Origin of the sequence: Vibrio sp. 10N.261.51.F11, assembly GCF_041471665.1 — a bacterium.
Taxonomy (GTDB): Bacteria; Pseudomonadota; Gammaproteobacteria; order Enterobacterales; family Vibrionaceae; genus Vibrio; species Vibrio crassostreae_C.
Map to the genome: position 1 here is coordinate 46,189 of NZ_JBFROW010000008.1, position 17,398 is coordinate 63,586.

15 protein-coding genes are annotated in these 17,398 nt (G+C 43.3%); 9 read left to right on the forward strand and 6 right to left on the reverse strand.

Annotation, left to right across the window (positions count from 1 at the left end; genetic code table 11):
- Positions 1 to 34: 34 nt before the first annotated feature.
- The 7 genes from malT to AB4351_RS04220 all read left to right on the forward strand — a co-directional run bounded on the left by malT (position 35) and on the right by AB4351_RS04220 (position 8,499).
- Positions 35 to 2,743 (forward strand): HTH-type transcriptional regulator MalT, encoded by a 2,709-nt coding sequence (malT, locus tag AB4351_RS04190; protein WP_050620425.1) that lies wholly within the window; start codon positions 35 to 37, stop codon positions 2,741 to 2,743.
- Between the two features lie 560 nt (positions 2,744 to 3,303).
- Positions 3,304 to 4,224, forward strand: coding sequence for a DUF368 domain-containing protein (locus AB4351_RS04195; protein ID WP_372125139.1), 921 nt, complete (start codon positions 3,304 to 3,306; stop codon positions 4,222 to 4,224).
- Positions 4,225 to 4,427: 203 nt separating this feature from the next.
- Positions 4,428 to 4,868 carry a hypothetical protein gene (locus AB4351_RS04200; protein ID WP_372125141.1) on the forward strand — a complete coding sequence of 147 codons (441 nt, stop codon included), beginning with the start codon at positions 4,428 to 4,430 and terminating at the stop codon, positions 4,866 to 4,868.
- The gene (locus tag AB4351_RS04205) at positions 4,865 to 5,461 is read left to right on the forward strand and encodes an SCO family protein (RefSeq protein WP_182796044.1); all 597 of its coding nucleotides are present in this window, start codon (positions 4,865 to 4,867) and stop codon (positions 5,459 to 5,461) included. The genes AB4351_RS04200 and AB4351_RS04205 overlap by 4 nt, the downstream gene beginning before the upstream one ends.
- An 84-nt stretch (positions 5,462 to 5,545) precedes the next feature.
- Complete coding sequence (locus AB4351_RS04210) at positions 5,546 to 6,004, forward strand: copper chaperone PCu(A)C (RefSeq protein WP_017061862.1); 459 nt, start codon at positions 5,546 to 5,548, stop codon at positions 6,002 to 6,004.
- 509 nt (positions 6,005 to 6,513) lie between these two features.
- A complete protein-coding gene (rsgA, locus tag AB4351_RS04215) occupies positions 6,514 to 7,578 on the forward strand; it encodes a ribosome small subunit-dependent GTPase A (RefSeq protein WP_017072405.1) in 1,065 nt (354 codons plus the stop codon).
- A 387-nt stretch (positions 7,579 to 7,965) separates the two neighbouring features.
- Positions 7,966 to 8,499, forward strand: coding sequence for a DUF4136 domain-containing protein (locus tag AB4351_RS04220; protein ID WP_372125143.1), 534 nt, complete (start codon positions 7,966 to 7,968; stop codon positions 8,497 to 8,499).
- Positions 8,500 to 8,831: 332 nt separating this feature from the next.
- On the opposite strand, the gene AB4351_RS04225 is transcribed toward AB4351_RS04220, so the two are convergent.
- Complete coding sequence (locus AB4351_RS04225) at positions 8,832 to 9,023, reverse strand: hypothetical protein (RefSeq protein ID WP_102394268.1); 192 nt, start codon at positions 9,021 to 9,023, stop codon at positions 8,832 to 8,834.
- A 148-nt stretch (positions 9,024 to 9,171) separates the two neighbouring features.
- Positions 9,172 to 10,140, reverse strand: coding sequence for an alpha/beta fold hydrolase (locus AB4351_RS04230; RefSeq protein WP_102394267.1), 969 nt, complete (start codon positions 10,138 to 10,140; stop codon positions 9,172 to 9,174).
- A 284-nt stretch (positions 10,141 to 10,424) separates the two neighbouring features.
- Between AB4351_RS04230 and AB4351_RS04235 the strand changes: the two genes are divergently transcribed.
- Entirely contained in the window at positions 10,425 to 11,432 is a 1,008-nt protein-coding gene (locus AB4351_RS04235) for an AraC family transcriptional regulator (RefSeq protein ID WP_017072401.1), read from the forward strand.
- A 56-nt stretch (positions 11,433 to 11,488) separates the two neighbouring features.
- Here AB4351_RS04235 and AB4351_RS04240 read toward each other — a convergent pair whose 3' ends face one another.
- The 3 genes from AB4351_RS04240 to AB4351_RS04250 all read right to left on the reverse strand — a co-directional run bounded on the left by AB4351_RS04240 (position 11,489) and on the right by AB4351_RS04250 (position 13,884).
- Entirely contained in the window at positions 11,489 to 12,151 is a 663-nt protein-coding gene (locus AB4351_RS04240; RefSeq protein WP_170967992.1) for an OmpA family protein, read from the reverse strand.
- A gap of 188 nt (positions 12,152 to 12,339) precedes the next feature.
- Positions 12,340 to 13,563 carry an HlyD family secretion protein gene (locus tag AB4351_RS04245; protein WP_017081815.1) on the reverse strand — a complete coding sequence of 408 codons (1,224 nt, stop codon included), beginning with the start codon at positions 13,561 to 13,563 and terminating at the stop codon, positions 12,340 to 12,342.
- A complete protein-coding gene (locus AB4351_RS04250) occupies positions 13,564 to 13,884 on the reverse strand; it encodes a hypothetical protein (protein ID WP_017072398.1) in 321 nt (106 codons plus the stop codon).
- Between the two features lie 636 nt (positions 13,885 to 14,520).
- Between AB4351_RS04250 and sstT the strand changes: the two genes are divergently transcribed.
- Complete coding sequence (gene sstT, locus AB4351_RS04255; protein WP_372125145.1) at positions 14,521 to 15,735, forward strand: serine/threonine transporter SstT; 1,215 nt, start codon at positions 14,521 to 14,523, stop codon at positions 15,733 to 15,735.
- 204 nt (positions 15,736 to 15,939) lie between these two features.
- Here the strand turns inward: sstT and AB4351_RS04260 are convergent, their stop codons facing one another.
- Complete coding sequence (locus tag AB4351_RS04260) at positions 15,940 to 17,175, reverse strand: tetratricopeptide repeat protein (protein WP_372125161.1); 1,236 nt, start codon at positions 17,173 to 17,175, stop codon at positions 15,940 to 15,942.
- Positions 17,176 to 17,398 lie beyond the last annotated feature (223 nt).

Below are 17,398 nucleotides of genomic sequence, written 5' to 3' on the forward strand. Positions count from 1 at the left end.
GAACATAGCCACGGAATAGGTGTAAAACTTCGATATGTGGATCCCTTCGAAACTGACTCGTCCCGGCCGCTTACATAATGCAATCCTACGACCTAGGGTTCTCGATCTGCTTCACAATGCAGATTGCTATAAGCTTGTGTTGTTCCGCTCTCCAGCGGGCTACGGCAAAACCACCATGGCTGCACAATGGTTGGTAGATAAACCTAATGTGGGTTGGTACAGCATTGATGATAGCGACAATGATGCCTTCCGCTTTATCAACTACCTACTTCAATCACTTAATAAAGCGACTCAAAATGCCTGTCCGAATGCCCAAAAACTGGCAGAAAAGCGACAGTTTTCATCGCTGCATTCTTTATTAAGTGAAGTATTTGCCGAGATGTCGGAATTCCATCACGAGTGCTTTCTGGTGTTGGATGACTATCACTTGGTCAACAATGACGACATCCACGAAGCCATGCGCTTCTTCCTCAAACACATGCCCGATAACCTAACGTTGGTTGTCACCAGTCGTGGTACGCCACCACTTGGTACAGCAAACCTGCGCGTTCGTGACTTAATGATCGAATTAGGTAATGACTCGTTGGCGTTTGATACCGAAGAAACCACACGCTTTTTCAACCAACGCGTAGCCGACGGCATTGATGACACCACGGCAGATAGCATTTGTAGTTATGTAGAAGGTTGGCCTTCTGCACTGCAACTTATCGCGCTACAAGCACAACACCAAAAACGCACTCTTGCACAGTCCGCAGAGTCATTCTCTCACTTTAACCACGCCCATCTTTGGGACTACTTGGTTGAAGAAGTATTCGACCTACTAGACAAAGAAACCCGACAGTTCTTGATGCAATGTTCTGTGCTTGATCACTTCAACGATGAACTTGTGTGTGCACTTACACAGCGTGAAGATGCGTTAGGTATGATCGAATCACTCAACCGTTTTGGTTTGTTCATTTACCCTCTTGAAGGTGAAAAGAACTGGTATCGCTTCCATAACTTGTTTGGTGAGTTCCTCGCACATGAGCGCCAAGCTCGAATTCCTCAGCAAGAAGCAGAACTGCATCGAAGTGCTGCAAAAGCGTGGATCAAGCAAAACACACCACACCAAGCACTACGTCACGCGCAGCGCGCTGAAGATCCAGAACTGATCATTCAAATCCTGACTGAACACGGTTGGCCGATGTTCAACCAAGGTGAGCTGTCGTCACTAGAGATGGCGATCAAGCAACTGACTACCGATCAACTCTACAGCGAGCCAAAGCTTTCGATGCTACGCGCGTGGTTGGCACAAAGTCAGCACCGTTATGACCAAGTGGGTACTTTGTTGGAAGAGGCTGAGACTCAATATCAAGCTCGAAACATTGAACTCGATACTCAGCAGCAAGGCCAATACAACGCCTTACGTGCACAAGTTGCCATTAACAGCAATGAGCCTGAGAAAGCATTGGAATTGGCTGAGCTTTCGTTGAGTCAGTTGAACACCACCGTTTATCGTAGCCGCATTGTCGCCACCTCGGTTGTGGGCGAAGTGAATCACGTAATGGGTAACCTAAGCCGTGCGCTACCGATGATGCAACAAACAGAAAAACTGGCACGCCAGTATCAAGTTTATCATCAAGCTCTGTGGGCGATTCTGCAACAAAGCGAAATCTTGATTGCTCAAGGTTATGTTCAAGCTGCATTTGAACTACAAGACAGTGCATTCAAATTGATTGAAGAGCACCAACTTCAGTACGTACCTCTGCATGAGTTCTTACTGCGTGTTCGCGCTCAAATATTCTGGTGTTGGAACCGACTAGATGAAGCGGAAGAGTGTTGCTACAAAGGATTAGATATCCTTGGCCACCACTCTCCGAGTAAACACCTGCACAGCTATTCTATGTTGGCTCGTATTTCATTGAGCCGCGGCGAGATTGATAAAGCGTCGAAGTTTATTGACCAGATTCAGCACTTATTACGTCAATCGACTTACCACGTAGATTGGACGGCGAACGCTTCTCTTTCTTTGATTCTTTTCTGGCAAGTAAAAGGCGATAAAGAAGCGATACGTGATTGGTTGAGTGTGGCTGTTCGACCTGAATCGGCAAGTAACCACTTCTGCCAACTTCAGTGGCGAAACATCGTTCGTGCTCACATCATCCTTGAGCAATACGAAGAAGCTGAAGAAGCGCTGACTTTCCTTAAGAGTGAAGCCCAGCGTTCGCACCTGATTACAGACACCAACCGCAACTTGATCGTTGAAGCCGTGTTACGCACACAAATTAACGATGAAGACAGCGCACGAGTACTGCTTGAAGAAGCGCTTCATATGACTAACCAAACCGGTATGGTCGGTAACTTCTTAGTAGACGGTGGGACTATCGGGCATATCTTAGATAAGTTGAGCAACAAGCCTGGTCTGGGTGATTTAGAACGTCACCGCGCGCAACAAATCATGAAGGATATTTCAACTACGCAACGCAGTCGTTCGGTGCATTTCGATGAAGACTTTGTTGAGAACTTGGTTAATCACCCGAATATTCCTGAGCTGGTGCGTACTAGCCCACTCACCCAGCGTGAATGGCAAGTGCTTGGTCTGATCTATTCAGGATTCAGTAATGAGCAGATCGCTCAAGAACTCGATGTAGCGGGTACCACGATCAAGACTCACATCCGTAACCTTTACCAAAAACTCAACATTGCTAACCGTAAAGAAGCAATCAGCACAGCGGAGAACTTGCTGCAGTTGATGGGATATTAAAGCGGGTTCGAGATTCGAGATTCGAGATTCGAGATTCGAGAAAAACATAAGCTAGTCACCGGTGGTGGCTGGCTTTTTTTTGCTTGGAACATGGGGGAAATAGCAGATAGCCAAACGACAGGCAAAAAAATAGCCAACCGCAATAATCGCGATTGGCTCTATATATTTGTGAACAAATCATAAGTTCACTAACAACGTCAGTTGGCTAGGTGACCCTCGGCTTAAGAAGGGTCAATGTATATAATGCAGTTAGCGTGCCAACTTTTATTCGACGTTTTATAAGCCCTGCATCGCATAAAAACCATGAATTTATCATGCGAATTGCAAAGTGCATTTGCATAATGCAACCAAGATGCAATATCGATAAGAGATCAGTTTCATCGCTGCTGTTAATGACAAATCACTAAGTGGTTGTTATCTAAATGTTAGGCAAATATTCACTTCAACTTATTGCGTTACAATTAATAGAGTAATAAAAGCCTTTCCCCAAAAGCATATTCATACTTTTTTTACACTAAAGTTTGTATACTGCACAAAATCATCCTCAACTCTATGAAGCAATGAACTACTTAAGTACTTTTTTCAAAGGCATGGCTATGGGCGCAGCAGACGTTGTTCCTGGCGTGTCGGGCGGAACCATCGCATTCATCACTGGTATCTACGATACGCTGCTAGAAAGCATTCGCAGGATTAACCCTAGCGTACTTGGCTTATGGAAACGCGAAGGCTTCAAAGCCGCGTTTAACCACATCAATGGTTTCTTCCTGATTTCACTGTTCGCAGGCGTATTCACGAGCATTGCGACATTTGCAAAACTGATTTCTTGGTTATTAGTCACCCACCCCGTTCCACTGTGGTCTTTCTTCTTTGGCCTGATCTTGGTGTCGGTTTTCCATATTCTTAAGCAAGTAGAGAAGCGCGATATGATTCGATTCGTGTTTTTGCTGCTTGGCGTTGCTTTCGCCTATAGCATTACCGTGCTTAAGCCGCTGCAAATGGAGCCTACCAGTATCAATATCCTCATTGCGGGTGCGATTGCTATCTGTGCGATGATTTTGCCGGGTATCTCGGGAAGCTTCATTCTGCTATTGATTGGTATGTATGGCCCCGTGCTTGGCGCCGTTAAATCATTTCAAGTCGATGTACTTGCGCTATTCCTTGCGGGCTGTGTGATCGGACTGCTGACTTTCTCACATGTACTGTCTTGGCTATTGCGTTCATTCCGCGACTTCACATTGGTATTCTTAACCGGTTTGATGATCGGTACGCTGCCTAAGATCTGGCCTTGGAAAGAGACCATCAGCTGGCGCACAAACTCAAAAGGTGAACAAGTTCCTCTGATTCAAGAAAACCTATCACCGTTTGATTTTGAAGCGGTAACCTCTCAGCCTTCTCAGTTGGTCATGGCGATTGTGATGATGTTTGCTGCGATTGCATTGGTTTTAGGACTGGAGAAGTTCGCAGAGCGTAACGCTGACTAATCATTCAACGTATTTCTGGAACATGTTCAGAATGGATAGAACTTAGAAATACTAAGCTCACATATCTATTAAACAGACAAAAGCGAAGCCAATGGCTTCGCTTTTTTAGTTCTACCATACGCACAAAATTGCTTTTTGATACAAGCACGTATTGAGGGGTATGATAATATCGCCGCTCTTATAAAATTAGATGAGAACACGACATGCACTCTGCATTAAAGGTGGTGGCTCTTGGCATTGCTCTCGTGGCAGGTTTTTATGGGCCGCAAGTATTTCAAAAATTTAAGTCGGTCATTGAGCACTCAACTGCCGAAGTCAACTTGGATGACTACTGCATGCTTTCAACCATATCGTGTGAGCAGGAATCCATTTCAATGTCGCTTGATCGCGAAACCGCGCAACCTCTTCTACCCACAAAGATAAAGGTCGTTTGGGAAGGTGCTGCATCTGAGACACTGATGTTATCGCTCACCGGTTTAGAAATGGAAATGGGATCAGCGCGTTTTCAATTAAAGAGCATTGGCAACAATACCTATGAAGGTGATGTGATTTTACCTGTATGTACTTTAGATAAAATGACATGGATCGGTGAACTCACTGATGGTGTCGATACTGTAAACCCTGCAATAAGGATGGCAAGATGAGTAGAAATTGGTCGTTAGCGTTGGTTGTCGCTTTTGTACTTGGCTTTGGTGTCAAAAGCTATCTTGATGGGCAAAACGAAGTTCAAGAACAACACGCTGCAAAACAAGAGTTCTCCGCAACGACTCTTTTCGGCAAAGACAACCAACCAACGGAAATCTTTGACCAAACCGATGACAGAATTCGTATCGTTTACTTCGGTTTCACACGTTGCCCAGATGTATGCCCTACTTCTTTGGCTATGTTGGCCGGAGCACTTAACCAAGTTTCTGATGAAGCAAAAGCCAAGATTCGCCCAATGTTTGTTTCTCTCGATCCTGAACGTGATGCCGCTGAAGCCTCGTATGAATACGCGCAATACTTCCACCCGATGATGGAAGGACTAAGTGGTCCATTGGATATCACAACGACTCTGGCTCATAACTACGGCGTTATTTTCAGAAAGACCAAGCTTGAAGGTTCAGAGTTGGAATACACCCTAGACCACAGCTCATATTTTTATTTTTTAAAGCCCGACGGTACTTTGATTACCAAAGTACCGCATACGTTAACGCCAGCACCAATTGTTGAGGCTATCAACAAGCTGACGCAGTAAAACGTAAAAACAAAGAACTTAACCAATAAAGTTCAAACATAAAGTCAGGTCCCAGACCAAAACATAAAAATTAAGGACAACAACATGAAGTTAAAAGCACTTGCTCTAGCAGGCTTATTGCTCACCCCTTTTGCTCAGGCTAGTAGCGATATTATGGTTCATGACGCGTACGCTCGTGCAACCCCGCCTTCAGCAGTGAACAGCGCGGTGTTCACGACTCTGATGAACCACAGCGATAAAGATCGCGCTATTGTTTCTGCAACAACACCTGCAGCAGGTAAAGTAGAACTTCATGATGTAATCATGGATGGCGATGTTATGAAAATGCGCCAAGTTCAAGAGATCACCATCCCTGCAAACGGTGAAGCGGTACTTAAACCGGGTAGCCTACACATCATGTTGTTCGACCTAGCAAGCAGCCTAAAAGAAGGTGAGCAAATCGAGATGACACTGACTTTCGCCAATGGTGAAACGCAGACCTTCGACGCACCAGTGAAGAAAGTGATGAGCGGCATGAAAAAGATGAATCACGATCATCACTAATTCTAGAAACTGATGCTCAATGAGGCTTATCAAGAGCCAAAGCACATCAGTGAAAAATTAGACAAAATAAGCCACGATGACTTCTCGCCATCGTGGCTTTTTGTTAAACTGCACTCGCTTTTTATGCAAAGCCTAACCATATTAATAACCAAGGAGAATAGAAGATGATTGTAATGAAAACACTAAAACTGGCAGTAAAAGTAACGCGTTAATTTGTTTGGTTAATCAAACTTTAATCTCGAACTACCAACATTAAGCCATCAGCTGGCTACCGCACACTTTTACCCGGTTTACTGTTGATCGTAAGTGATCAATATCTGCATGCCTGTAAAGCATGACTCAAATCCGGGGTCCTATCGATTTTGAATTCGACCCAAGCTCAAACATTTTTGACGTCTCGACGCTTTTTGAACTGACCAACGCTTTTCGATCTCATCGACAACCTGAGATCTTACAAGACGTTAATGCTCTCACAAGAAAAGAAAGCTCGCACGTCTGGGTAAATAGACATGAATTCACAAAACGCATTTTCTCATCCAATGTCACTTCAACAACTTGGATGGCAACCTGTATTCCAACAACAACTGACACTCGAAGACTATGATCACTCCGTCATTGCTCGTATCGTCGCACATCACCGCAATGGCTATACATTAGCGTCAGAGCAAGGTGAAATTGTTCTACCCATCCACCAAAACCAACCGGCAATGACCGTTGGCGACTGGGTAATATTGAACTCTGAACTGCAATTCGATCGCTTACTAGAACGCCAATCGCTCTTTAGCCGAAAAGCTGCGGGCAGTCGTGTGGCTGAACAATATATTTCAGCCAATATCGACACAGTGTTTATCGTGGTTTCATTGAACAACGACTTTAATCTGAGTCGCATTGAACGCTACCTGGCACTCGCAAATGAAGCACAAGTTGAAGCGGTTATCGTCCTGACGAAGAAAGACTTGTGTGACGACTACGAAGACAAAGTACAACAGGTACAAAGCTTAGACCCGATGCTGATGATCGAAGCGGTCAACAGCCTAGATCAAGACTCAACCCAAGTACTTTCACCTTGGTGTAAAATCGGCAAGACCGTCGCGCTAATGGGCTCTTCTGGTGTGGGTAAGTCGACTTTGGTTAACTCATTGCTAGGTGAAGCATCGCAGGCAACTGGTGGTATTCGTGAAGACGACAGTAAAGGTCGTCATACAACCACATCACGATCACTCCACTTGCTCGCATCAGGTGGCTTGCTTCTCGACACTCCAGGAATGCGAGAGCTACAACTTGCAGACTGCGCTGAAGGCGTGAGTGAAACTTTTTCAGACGTCGAAGAGTTAGCAATGCACTGCCGCTTCTCTGATTGTCATCATGAATCAGAGCCGGGATGCAAGATAAGGGCTGCCATTGAGAGTGGTGAACTGTCTGAAAGACGATTTACTAACTATCAAAAGCTACTGAGAGAGCAAGCAAGAAACGGCGCTTCTCTTGCAGAGCAACGCGCTAACAATAAGCAGCTTTCCAAAATGTACCGAAACGTACAGTCAGAAAGCCGCAATATTAAGAAAGGCTCAGCTTAAGCAGTTGGATATTGACGGTAATCTGAGTTAATCGCTCAACGCTGAGCTGAAACACCGAGCCCCACGTGTCAATCGCGTGGGGCTTTATCTACAAATTCCCTTCCTCATCAACAAGGGATATTAAGATATCGTCTGCTTCCGAAAGTAAAAATTCACCATTTATAATAGTTGGAATTTTTCTTAGCGAGTTAATCATCACGTTAATGTTTCTCTTTATCCAGTTCAATATAATTCCCCCTTGAACAATAAAGTTAAAATACGATTAATCGCGTCACTTTTACTACCAGATTGACTGAATATAACGAACATAAAGTATCGATTACCGGACAAGTATAATCACCTTCAGAAGAAAATTTCATTTCAAACCACCTTCCAAGGAGATAGAAAATGCTTCGTCTAACCACCATATTATTAACGCTTCCTCTAGCTGCCTGCTCTACAATAAATACTGACTTCGAAAAGCAAACCGATTTCTCAATGTATAAAACCTATGATTTCAGCTCGCCCGGGACTGCGAAAGAAGAGAAGAACAAAATACCGATTAGTATCGACTCAATCAGGATTGAAAGTGCGATCATTAAAGAAATGAGCCGCACAGGGGTTTCATTTGTAGAGGACGGAGGCGACCTATACGTCCGCTACCAACTTCAGCAAGCATCTGAACTTGTGTCTTCCGGCTCGTCATTTGGTATTGGCTATGGTTGGAACAATTTCCGTGGGGGAATGTCCACTCCACAAAATTATCACCAACAGACGTACGGACAATTGGTTGTAGAACTGATCGATGATAAAACCAACATCGTTGTATGGACCGAGAATTCAAGCCGGAAATTGACTCGCTCAATGAGTTCTAAGGAACGTGAAGAGCTGATTTACGAGGAGATCGCTGAAATGTTTCAACAGTACCCTTCGTACAAATGATTTTAAAACTTCTAGGTGATAACTTCTTCAAATATTGGCCATTGAGTGTACAGATAGAGGAAGCCTAGGCATTAGAGGAAGAAGGCACCAAAGCCACTAATGCAATAGATCAAAGCTGCATCATATTGTTATATACCCTCAACCTTAAAGCTAACGCTGTAACTCACGTCCGAGTGACGAGTTTCACTCCAATCACGTTAGGATCTCCATTTTCGTCTATATATAGCGAGACGTTTAAGGGCATGCCTAACGTACTCAAATGCTCTTTATGTACCAGGCTCGACTCTAAAACAGGATCGTGAAACATAATTGTTAGCGAGGGCAAAAAGCGGCTATTCAGCTTGATTGGCAAACCTAGAATATTCAAACGCGATAGCATTTAACAACTGAGGTAAGTCTTTAATATTGTGTTTGTTAATTTCGATATAATCATCAACGAAGTGGTCTTTTTCTTCGGCTACCTTATTGATAGAACAACCTAATAATAGAATACAACTTAGCGCTAAAAGGGTTAGCTTCTGCATTTACCATGCCTTGATTAGTTTTAGATAAGGGATGAGGATAGAAGTGGTAAAAAGCTCGAAAGGCGCTCAATAAATCGACATTCACTTTTATTGAGCATGAACCTTCTCGTAGTTCCATTTCAATCATATTTACTCAGTCATTTAACTGTTATTGCGTCTTATCAATCCAATATTTCACCATTACCGAAAACTCTTGATACCTATCTTGATAACAAAAATGACCACTGCCTTTGAATACTGTTAACTCAGCATTCGACATACGTTTAGCTAAACGTTCTCCATTATCGACGTAAAGAATTGCATCGTTTTCTCCCCAAAATATCTGAGTGGGTAACTCTATTTTATCGAGCAATGGATCAACCGTTGCTAGACTTTTTGGGTAGTCTTTAAACCATTGCATGACGGCAGGAATTCGATTGCGATAAGAAGCAATATAGTCGGAAATCTCTTCTTGATTGGGGCGATAGTTCGTATAGCAAACCTTGATACAGCCTTGAACTAAAGAGCCAGCCCCTGTCACTTTAAAAACAGTGCGCCAAAACGATGAGTCGACCATTTTTCGGATGGCGCTTGCATTTGACGAAGGATTAATTGCTGGACCATCGCCTATCAATAAACTTTTGACATCATTGTCATATGTGCCCACGTAGTAAACGATCGCGGGCATACCAACGTCAGGCCCCAATAAATGTGGTTCTTGAATATCCAAATGATTTAAGAATTCTTTTAAAAAGTCGCCTTGAGCCTTGAAAGACATGTATTCAATCCCGCCCGCACTGCCGCCGAACCCAGGCATATCGTAAGCATATAGGTTGTAGTGTTCAGCCAACCCACTCCAGATAGGGGCATACGCAAGAATGCTTTGAGGAAAAGGGGAAAGCATCACAAGAGTCGGTTTACCAATCGCTTCAGAATGTGCGTATCGAATATCGACACCATTTATCTTGGTTCGCTTTATTGGCATGGATGGTGTCGTTTCAAATGTTGGGAACATTGGATAGTCGTTTTTTCTTCGCAACTGCTCCAAGCTTTTATATTCAGAAGTCAATAACATCAGTGCCGATGCGTTAATACGATCAAACACGCTAATTTTTTCTATCTTAGGAGTATGTGTCATTAATTAATCTCTATTTAATTCTCTGAAGTTAAAAGACGCTGAAACCATGATTAAAAATTTCCATCCAATTTATTTCTGGTTCTCAAAAATAGTATTGGGGTTTACTCAACTCAGTATTTACAGCTATCAATAATTGTAGTTAACACCATTATTACTAATATTATCGCCACTACTTTACCGATATATTTGATGTTAACTAACATCGTTGGGGTCTGTTAAAACTCGTTAAATTACGTCATTTATGCTATGTTTATGACCTAATTCACAGAGGTTTGGATGGATCAATGACTATCAACACAACTTACTTTATAAGGGTAAATAGCCTGATGAATTTGTATTACAACGTATGTAATCAATATTATTCAGATCCAATCTCCCCACAGACAATTCCCCAATCCGCGTTTAATCACACAATGAACCTGTTGCCCATTTCTGAGGTATTTCAGCTTTATGAAGAACTCGAATGCTATACAAAAAATCCAAACTTTATGCTCGAGGCTGTGCGCCATTTCCGGGTCGAAGACTTGGGCGGATTAGGCCAATGGATGTTCTCTGGTCATGACTTAATGTCGACGATAAGAAAGGTAAATTACGGCATGGGGTGTATTCAATCCGGTGCTTTTTGGGTTGCTGCACCTGCGGGGTCTATCATCAAGTGGACTTACAACAATCAGTATGATGCAGAACACTTAGACGTTCATGACAGTATTAGAGTCGCTGTTTTGATGTCAAAAATATTGAAAAAATACCTTGGGGCAGACTTTGCTCCGATGCGCGTACTACTTTCAGGAGAGCGTGCGGATGAGAAACTATATCAAGATTATTTTGGCTGTGATGTCGCGTGGAATCATCATCAAACAGAGATCTGGTTTCATTCCAGCTTACGCTTGGCAAACCTGGCTGATAATCAAGATACCAAGCAAACCTTTTCGCTGAATTTTGAGGATTTGGACCGATGTTTAGACATGCCCGATCCTAGCGATGACACTAAGTTAGTTTATGAAGCCATCAACTACTCATGTCATTTTGGTTTACCGACACTCGAAAGAGTATCGAACCTGTTGGGCCTATCAATTCAGCAGTTTCAACGTAGATTCCATAAATATGGCCACAACTTTACCGAAATGTGTGGTTTTGTCTTAAGCAACAAAGCGGTCAAAATGCTAAGCCAATCAATACCAGTCGAAGAAGTTGCAAGCAGTTTAGGGTATAACCATCTCGATAGCTTTACGCATATGTTTAAGAAGCATCGAGGCATGACACCCAAGCAATATCTCAAATCATTGGAATAAAATAAAACATCCGCAGAGTGTCTCTACTTGCGGATGAGAAAGGTTGCATCACCTCGCTAGATGGCTTGGATACTGATCTCGACACGGCGATTGCAGGCTCTTCCGTCTTCGGTTGCATTGTCACAAATAGGGTAACGTTCACCAAGGCCGCTGGTACTGATTCGTCCACCTTTCACTTTTTGATTCACTAAGTAAGCTTTTACTGAATCAGCACGTTTCTCAGACAACTGCTGATTAGAAGCATCATTGCCAGTACTGTCGGTATAGCCTTTGATCTGCAAATACGAATCTGGGTACTCGACCAATATTCTCGCAACACCATTCAATGAATTGTATACCGTCGCTTCAAGTAGGTATTCACCAGAGCGAAAACCGATGCCGTTTTCCATCACCAACACTAACTCATTTTCACCAACACGCTTTACTTGAACGCCTGAATCTAGCAACTCCTGACGCAAAGCGTCCTCTTGCTTATCCAGTGAGTAGCCGACTCCTCCACCGATGAGACCGCCAGCCGTTGCCCCAATTAACGCTCTCTTTTTCCGTTCTTTTGAATTATCTCCAGACAGGAGACCAATCGCAGCACCAGACAAAGAACCAATCGCAGTCCCTTTTGTTGTGGAATTCGTTTCCATCTCACCAGTCGTTGCGTCCTGACGTTGAGTCGCCTGACAGCCCACCAAGCTCGTTAATAGCAACAGAGAGATAATAGGTTTAATGCATCTTTTTATTTCAGAAGATATGAATAGCATAAATATATTCCAGTTAAATTTAGACTTTCGATTAAATATTCACTGAATAGCAAACATATTAAAATTACAGACCACGACTGTGGCCCGTAATTTCATTAATAATCTTATTTTGAATAATTCGGAATTAAATAACCGAATTAACTCTGGTTCTAGACCTAGAAAGAGTAGAAGTAGTAGAGCTGCGACTTCATACGTAAAATGATTCCACGTATTACATCAAGAAACGCCATAAGCTCTGTTGGCTTTTCTCCGCTAATCCAAGCTAAACCAACCGAGCCGACTGGTACGCTATAGCCTTCAGGTTCAAAGACTTTCAACCTAACAAAGTGATGTTTGTTTTGTAGGTTCTTGCCTGTCGTAGAGCGAACATTCTGGTCAAAGCCAAGCAAGTTACTTTGCGCTTCGCCGGTTGCTTCAATAATACCTTCAACCTCTGCCGTGAATACTTTCCCTGGATAAACTGGCGTTGTAAATTCAGCCAATTGACCCGGTTTAACATTTCTAATCGCTTGATGATTCACTCTCATCAATACGTATTTCTCGTTGGTGTACATCTGCAATCGTGGAACTCTAGAAACAAGCTGACCTTCACGAAGAATAAAGTTAGTCACAAAGCCATCAGCGGGTGCATAAATCTTGGTGCTATCAAGATCCCATTTCGCTTTATTCACCTTCTGAATTGTTTCGTTAAAGTCTGACTGACGGGATTCAACCGAGAGTTCCGCTTTGGTTATTTGTAGCTTGGCTTTCTCTACATCAGATTTCTTTTTGCTCAGCTGTGACTCAAGCTTGGCCACAGTGTACACAGCAGAATCGGCGACCGTTTGCTGGTTATCAATCATGCTTTCAGTGATCGTATTACGCACGACTCGGTTTTGTTCAAGATAACGCTTCAACGTTCTTTTCTGTAAGTCTCTATTTGACTGAGCAGCTGAAAGCTCACTTTGTGTCATTTCAAAATCATGTAACGCTGCCTGATAGCTGGATTCAGCGATTTTTACTTCTTCAGCCGCAGTGCTAACCGCTACGTTTGCCGAGTCGCGCGAAATCTTCGCTTGTTCATAAGCAATTTGATAAGGCTCGTTTTCAATCTCATAGATTAACTGCCCTTTCTCAATGCGTTGGTTCGGGGTGATATAAATCTGGTCGACCTTGCCCGAGACATTGGTTGAGGTTGGGCGAAGCTGAATGTGAGGAGACTGCACCACAGAGCCTCCCGACAAATCCATTGGTGTATAGTTAATTAATCCTACCCACACAAATAACAACCAACCACTGCCTCCTAGATAAGCGAATGCTTTAGTCCCTGTGTTCCAAGGCATGCCAACAAGTCTTAATAAATAGATGAACAAACACCAAACCGCTAAACCTTCTAACATTTAGACATCCTCTGATTGATTAACTTGAGCCGGAGAATTCCATAAATCACGCAGTCGGATAATGGCTTTTTCAAAATCTACAAAAGCAATGATAATGGCGAGCACCCACACCCAGTGCCAAATGAAGCCAATCCAAGTGAGCGCGGTAATCAACCCTATCTGATGGTGGTCAGTCTTATGAGCCTTTTGAATAGGGATCTCGTGAAGCTTCCAAAAACCGAACAGGCCAGCCGCTATGGTGCTGATCAGCACGATAGCGGCTGCTATATGTAAAACGGTATCTGCAGAGGTCTCTACATAAGGGATACTGATTAAACTCATTGCTCATACTCTTGTAAATTAAGACCAACACAGGATATATGCCACCCACTTACAACGGCAATTTTAGATAAATTACGTCATATAAAATAACATGTTGATATAAGTCATCAGATAAGGTGTGCGGTATATCAAAGTAGCAAGGTATTAAGTTCAGTAGCCTGACGCTATTAAGGAGAGCTGATGAGATTCACAGCTAACGCTGCTTAAGTAGGTGGGAATGCCGATAGAAAGATTAGATGACGACAAAACATGGCAAGTCATGCACCAACGTAGATTAAGCAAAGCAGGTGATGTCTATGATGTCTGTTGAAGTGGCTTTTTTACCTATACAAGTTTAGGCAGCTATTTCCGAACACAATGTTTTTATCAGTAATGGTTTACACACCATAAATACTAGAACATTAAGCCAATGGAACATTATTCAGCAGATTTATACCTCAACAAAAGCACAAAGATTTAACATTTAGCTCCAAAAGCACCACATGGCGCAAACAATCACCCTAAAAGTAAACTATTCCTAGACACCCTCTTAGATCCCGCTAATATGACCGCCCATTCCACTAGTGTATAGTTGGATTTGGTACAACTTTATAAAAAAATACATCACTATAATAAATTAACAATTGCAGGTATTTTATGCAAAATCACAACATGCTCGCCCGCATCGCTCGTGGAAATCTCGTTCTACAGATCCTTGCTGGTATTGTTTTCGGTGTCGTTCTCGCCATGGTTTCTCCTTCAGCAGCTCAAGATGCAGGCCTATTAGGTAGTCTGTTTGTTGGTGCTCTGAAAGCTGTTGCCCCAATTTTAGTATTCATTCTTGTTGCAGCTTCTATCGCAAACCAAAAGAAAGGTCAGCATACTCATATGCGTCCAATCATTGTGCTTTACCTGATTGGTACGTTCTCTGCAGCACTAACTGCTGTAGTACTGAGCTTCATGTTCCCAACCACTTTGACACTGGTTGCTGGCGCTGAAGGTGCTAACCCTCCTCAAGGTATTGCAGAAGTTCTTCATACGCTTCTATTCAAGCTTGTAGATAACCCAGTTAGCGCACTAATGAACGCGAACTACATCGGTATTCTTGCTTGGGCTATCGGTCTTGGTCTTGCACTGCACCACGCATCTGCAACAACCAAAGCGGTTTTCGAAGACCTTAGCCACAGTGTTTCACACATTGTTCGCTTCATTATTCGTCTTGCGCCATTCGGTATCTTCGGCCTTGTTTCGACTACATTCGCAACAACGGGCTTCGATGCACTAGCAAGCTACGGTCAACTACTAGCGGTTCTACTAAGCTCAATGCTGATCATTGCTCTTGTCGTTAACCCACTGCTTGTCTTTGTAAAGACAAAGCAGAACCCATACCCACTTGTACTGCAATGTATTCGTGAATCTGGTGTAACGGCATTCTTCACTCGTTCAAGCGCTGCAAACATCCCAGTGAACATGAACCTTTGTAAGAAGCTAGATCTAGATGAAGATACTTACTCTGTATCAATCCCTCTAGGCGCAACCATCAACATGGCGGGTGCTGCAATCACCATCACTGTGTTAACGCTTGCAGCTGTACACACAATGGGTATTGAGATTGATATCTTCACTGCGATTCTACTAAGCCTTGTTGCTGCAATTTCAGCATGTGGCGCATCAGGCGTTGCCGGTGGTTCACTGCTACTGATTCCTCTAGCTTGTGGCCTATTCGGTATCTCAAACGATGTAGCGATGCAGGTTGTAGCGGTTGGTTTCATCATTGGTGTGATTCAAGATTCTGCTGAAACAGCGCTTAACAGCTCAACTGACGTAGTGTTCACTGCGGCTGTATGTAAAGCTGAGCAAAACAAAGCTTAACAGCTCTTGGTATTAGGCTTTAGCTCTAAGCTCTAAGCTCTAAGCTCTAAGCTCTAAGCTCTAAAAGCAAATAGCACACAAATAAAAAGGGAAGCATTCGCTTCCCTTTTTTGTTGTCTTGGTTTTCTAGATTACGGTCAGAAGCTATATAGATTTATAGCTTCAGTCATTCTTGTCTAACTCATCAAAGCTAACCAACACGTTTTAGTGGTTGCTTTTCCAGCTTGGATCCACTGCTGCCTGACTGAAGTCTAGAGAGTTAGGGCTTGCTTCTTTGTTATGCGTTGCTTGATCGCTGGGTGACCCTTGATTCGCAGCACCGCTTGGCGTCGCCTGCTGGCTGTAATCGACGTTAGAACCTTGCTCACTCGACGCTTTGGTCTCTAAATGACTACCATCGACATTTAACTCCTCACCTTCTTCATCGGACGCTTCTTTAACCTTCTTAGGGACAGGGACATTGCGTTTGTAGAGCTTGTTGAGCGCCTTAATGATTGAGTGCTTAGTGATTGCTTCTTGTGTCAGCTTAGTCATTATCGGTTTAGTCAGAGCCTGTAAGCCTACGACAGCATCCACACCAAGTTCCCCGCCGACTTTATCCCTCAAGTGCTTGGCTTCTGAGTAACCAAAATGAGCCGATAGAAATAGCCAGATATAAGCAATGGCATTACCGTGTTCACCATGGTCAATCCAAGCTTCACCTGCTCTAAACATCGCTTCTGCACTGTTCTTTTCTGCGGCCGTCTCAAACCAGTAAACAGCCTCGCCATGGTTAGGCTCAACACCCACACCGTTCAAATAACTCATACCAAGTTTGATCTTGCCGTCTAAGCTATTCTTTTCCGCGGCCTTTTGGTACCACTCGACAGAGCTTTCGGCAGAGTAGTCTGGGTTTTCTTTATCTAGACACCAGTCACCAATGAACAGCATCGCTTCAGTATTACCACCAGCCGCAGACTCTTCAATATAGGTATAACCCTTAGGGATGTTCTTATCGGTTCCGCGACCAAAGACAAGCGCTTTGCCCATCTCAAATTTCGCAGACACGTCATTGTCCAATGCGGATATCGCAAGCTGCCAAAAGTTGGCTTTTTCTCTTAAAATCAGGTCTTCTTTACGCTTCATGCTTAGGCGCACAATGCCGTACATGCCATTGATATTATCGAGTTGCGCTGCTTTGTCGTACCAATACAGAGCTTCCTTTATATTGTTACGTTCAGCTTCTTTTGCCAAATACAGAATCGACGGGACATGCCCTGTTTCTGCTTTAAAGTGGCGCTCTTTTTGCTCTTGGATACGTGCTTTTTCAATCGCCTTTCGGTAAGCGACAGCTCGCGCTTTACGTTCTTGTTCCAAGCGCTGCTTTCTTAGTGATAAAGAAATCAGCCACACAGCAACAAGTATTAACGAAAGAGCGGTCGCACCAATTGCGATTCCCATTGTACTCATAAAATATTTAACCTAACTCGGCAGATACAAGACTCGACGTTGAGAGTGTGTTCTACCCATAGTGAATGTTATGTTTCGAATTACAGGGAAAAGTGCAGTTACTGGCACGTTCCGCCTTAAAATGAACTTAGTTCAGTATCTCAGGATTACATTGCGATAAGAAGCCTAGGAGGTTCAATCCGTATGCAGTCCATAGACGGTGTGATCTTGCTTC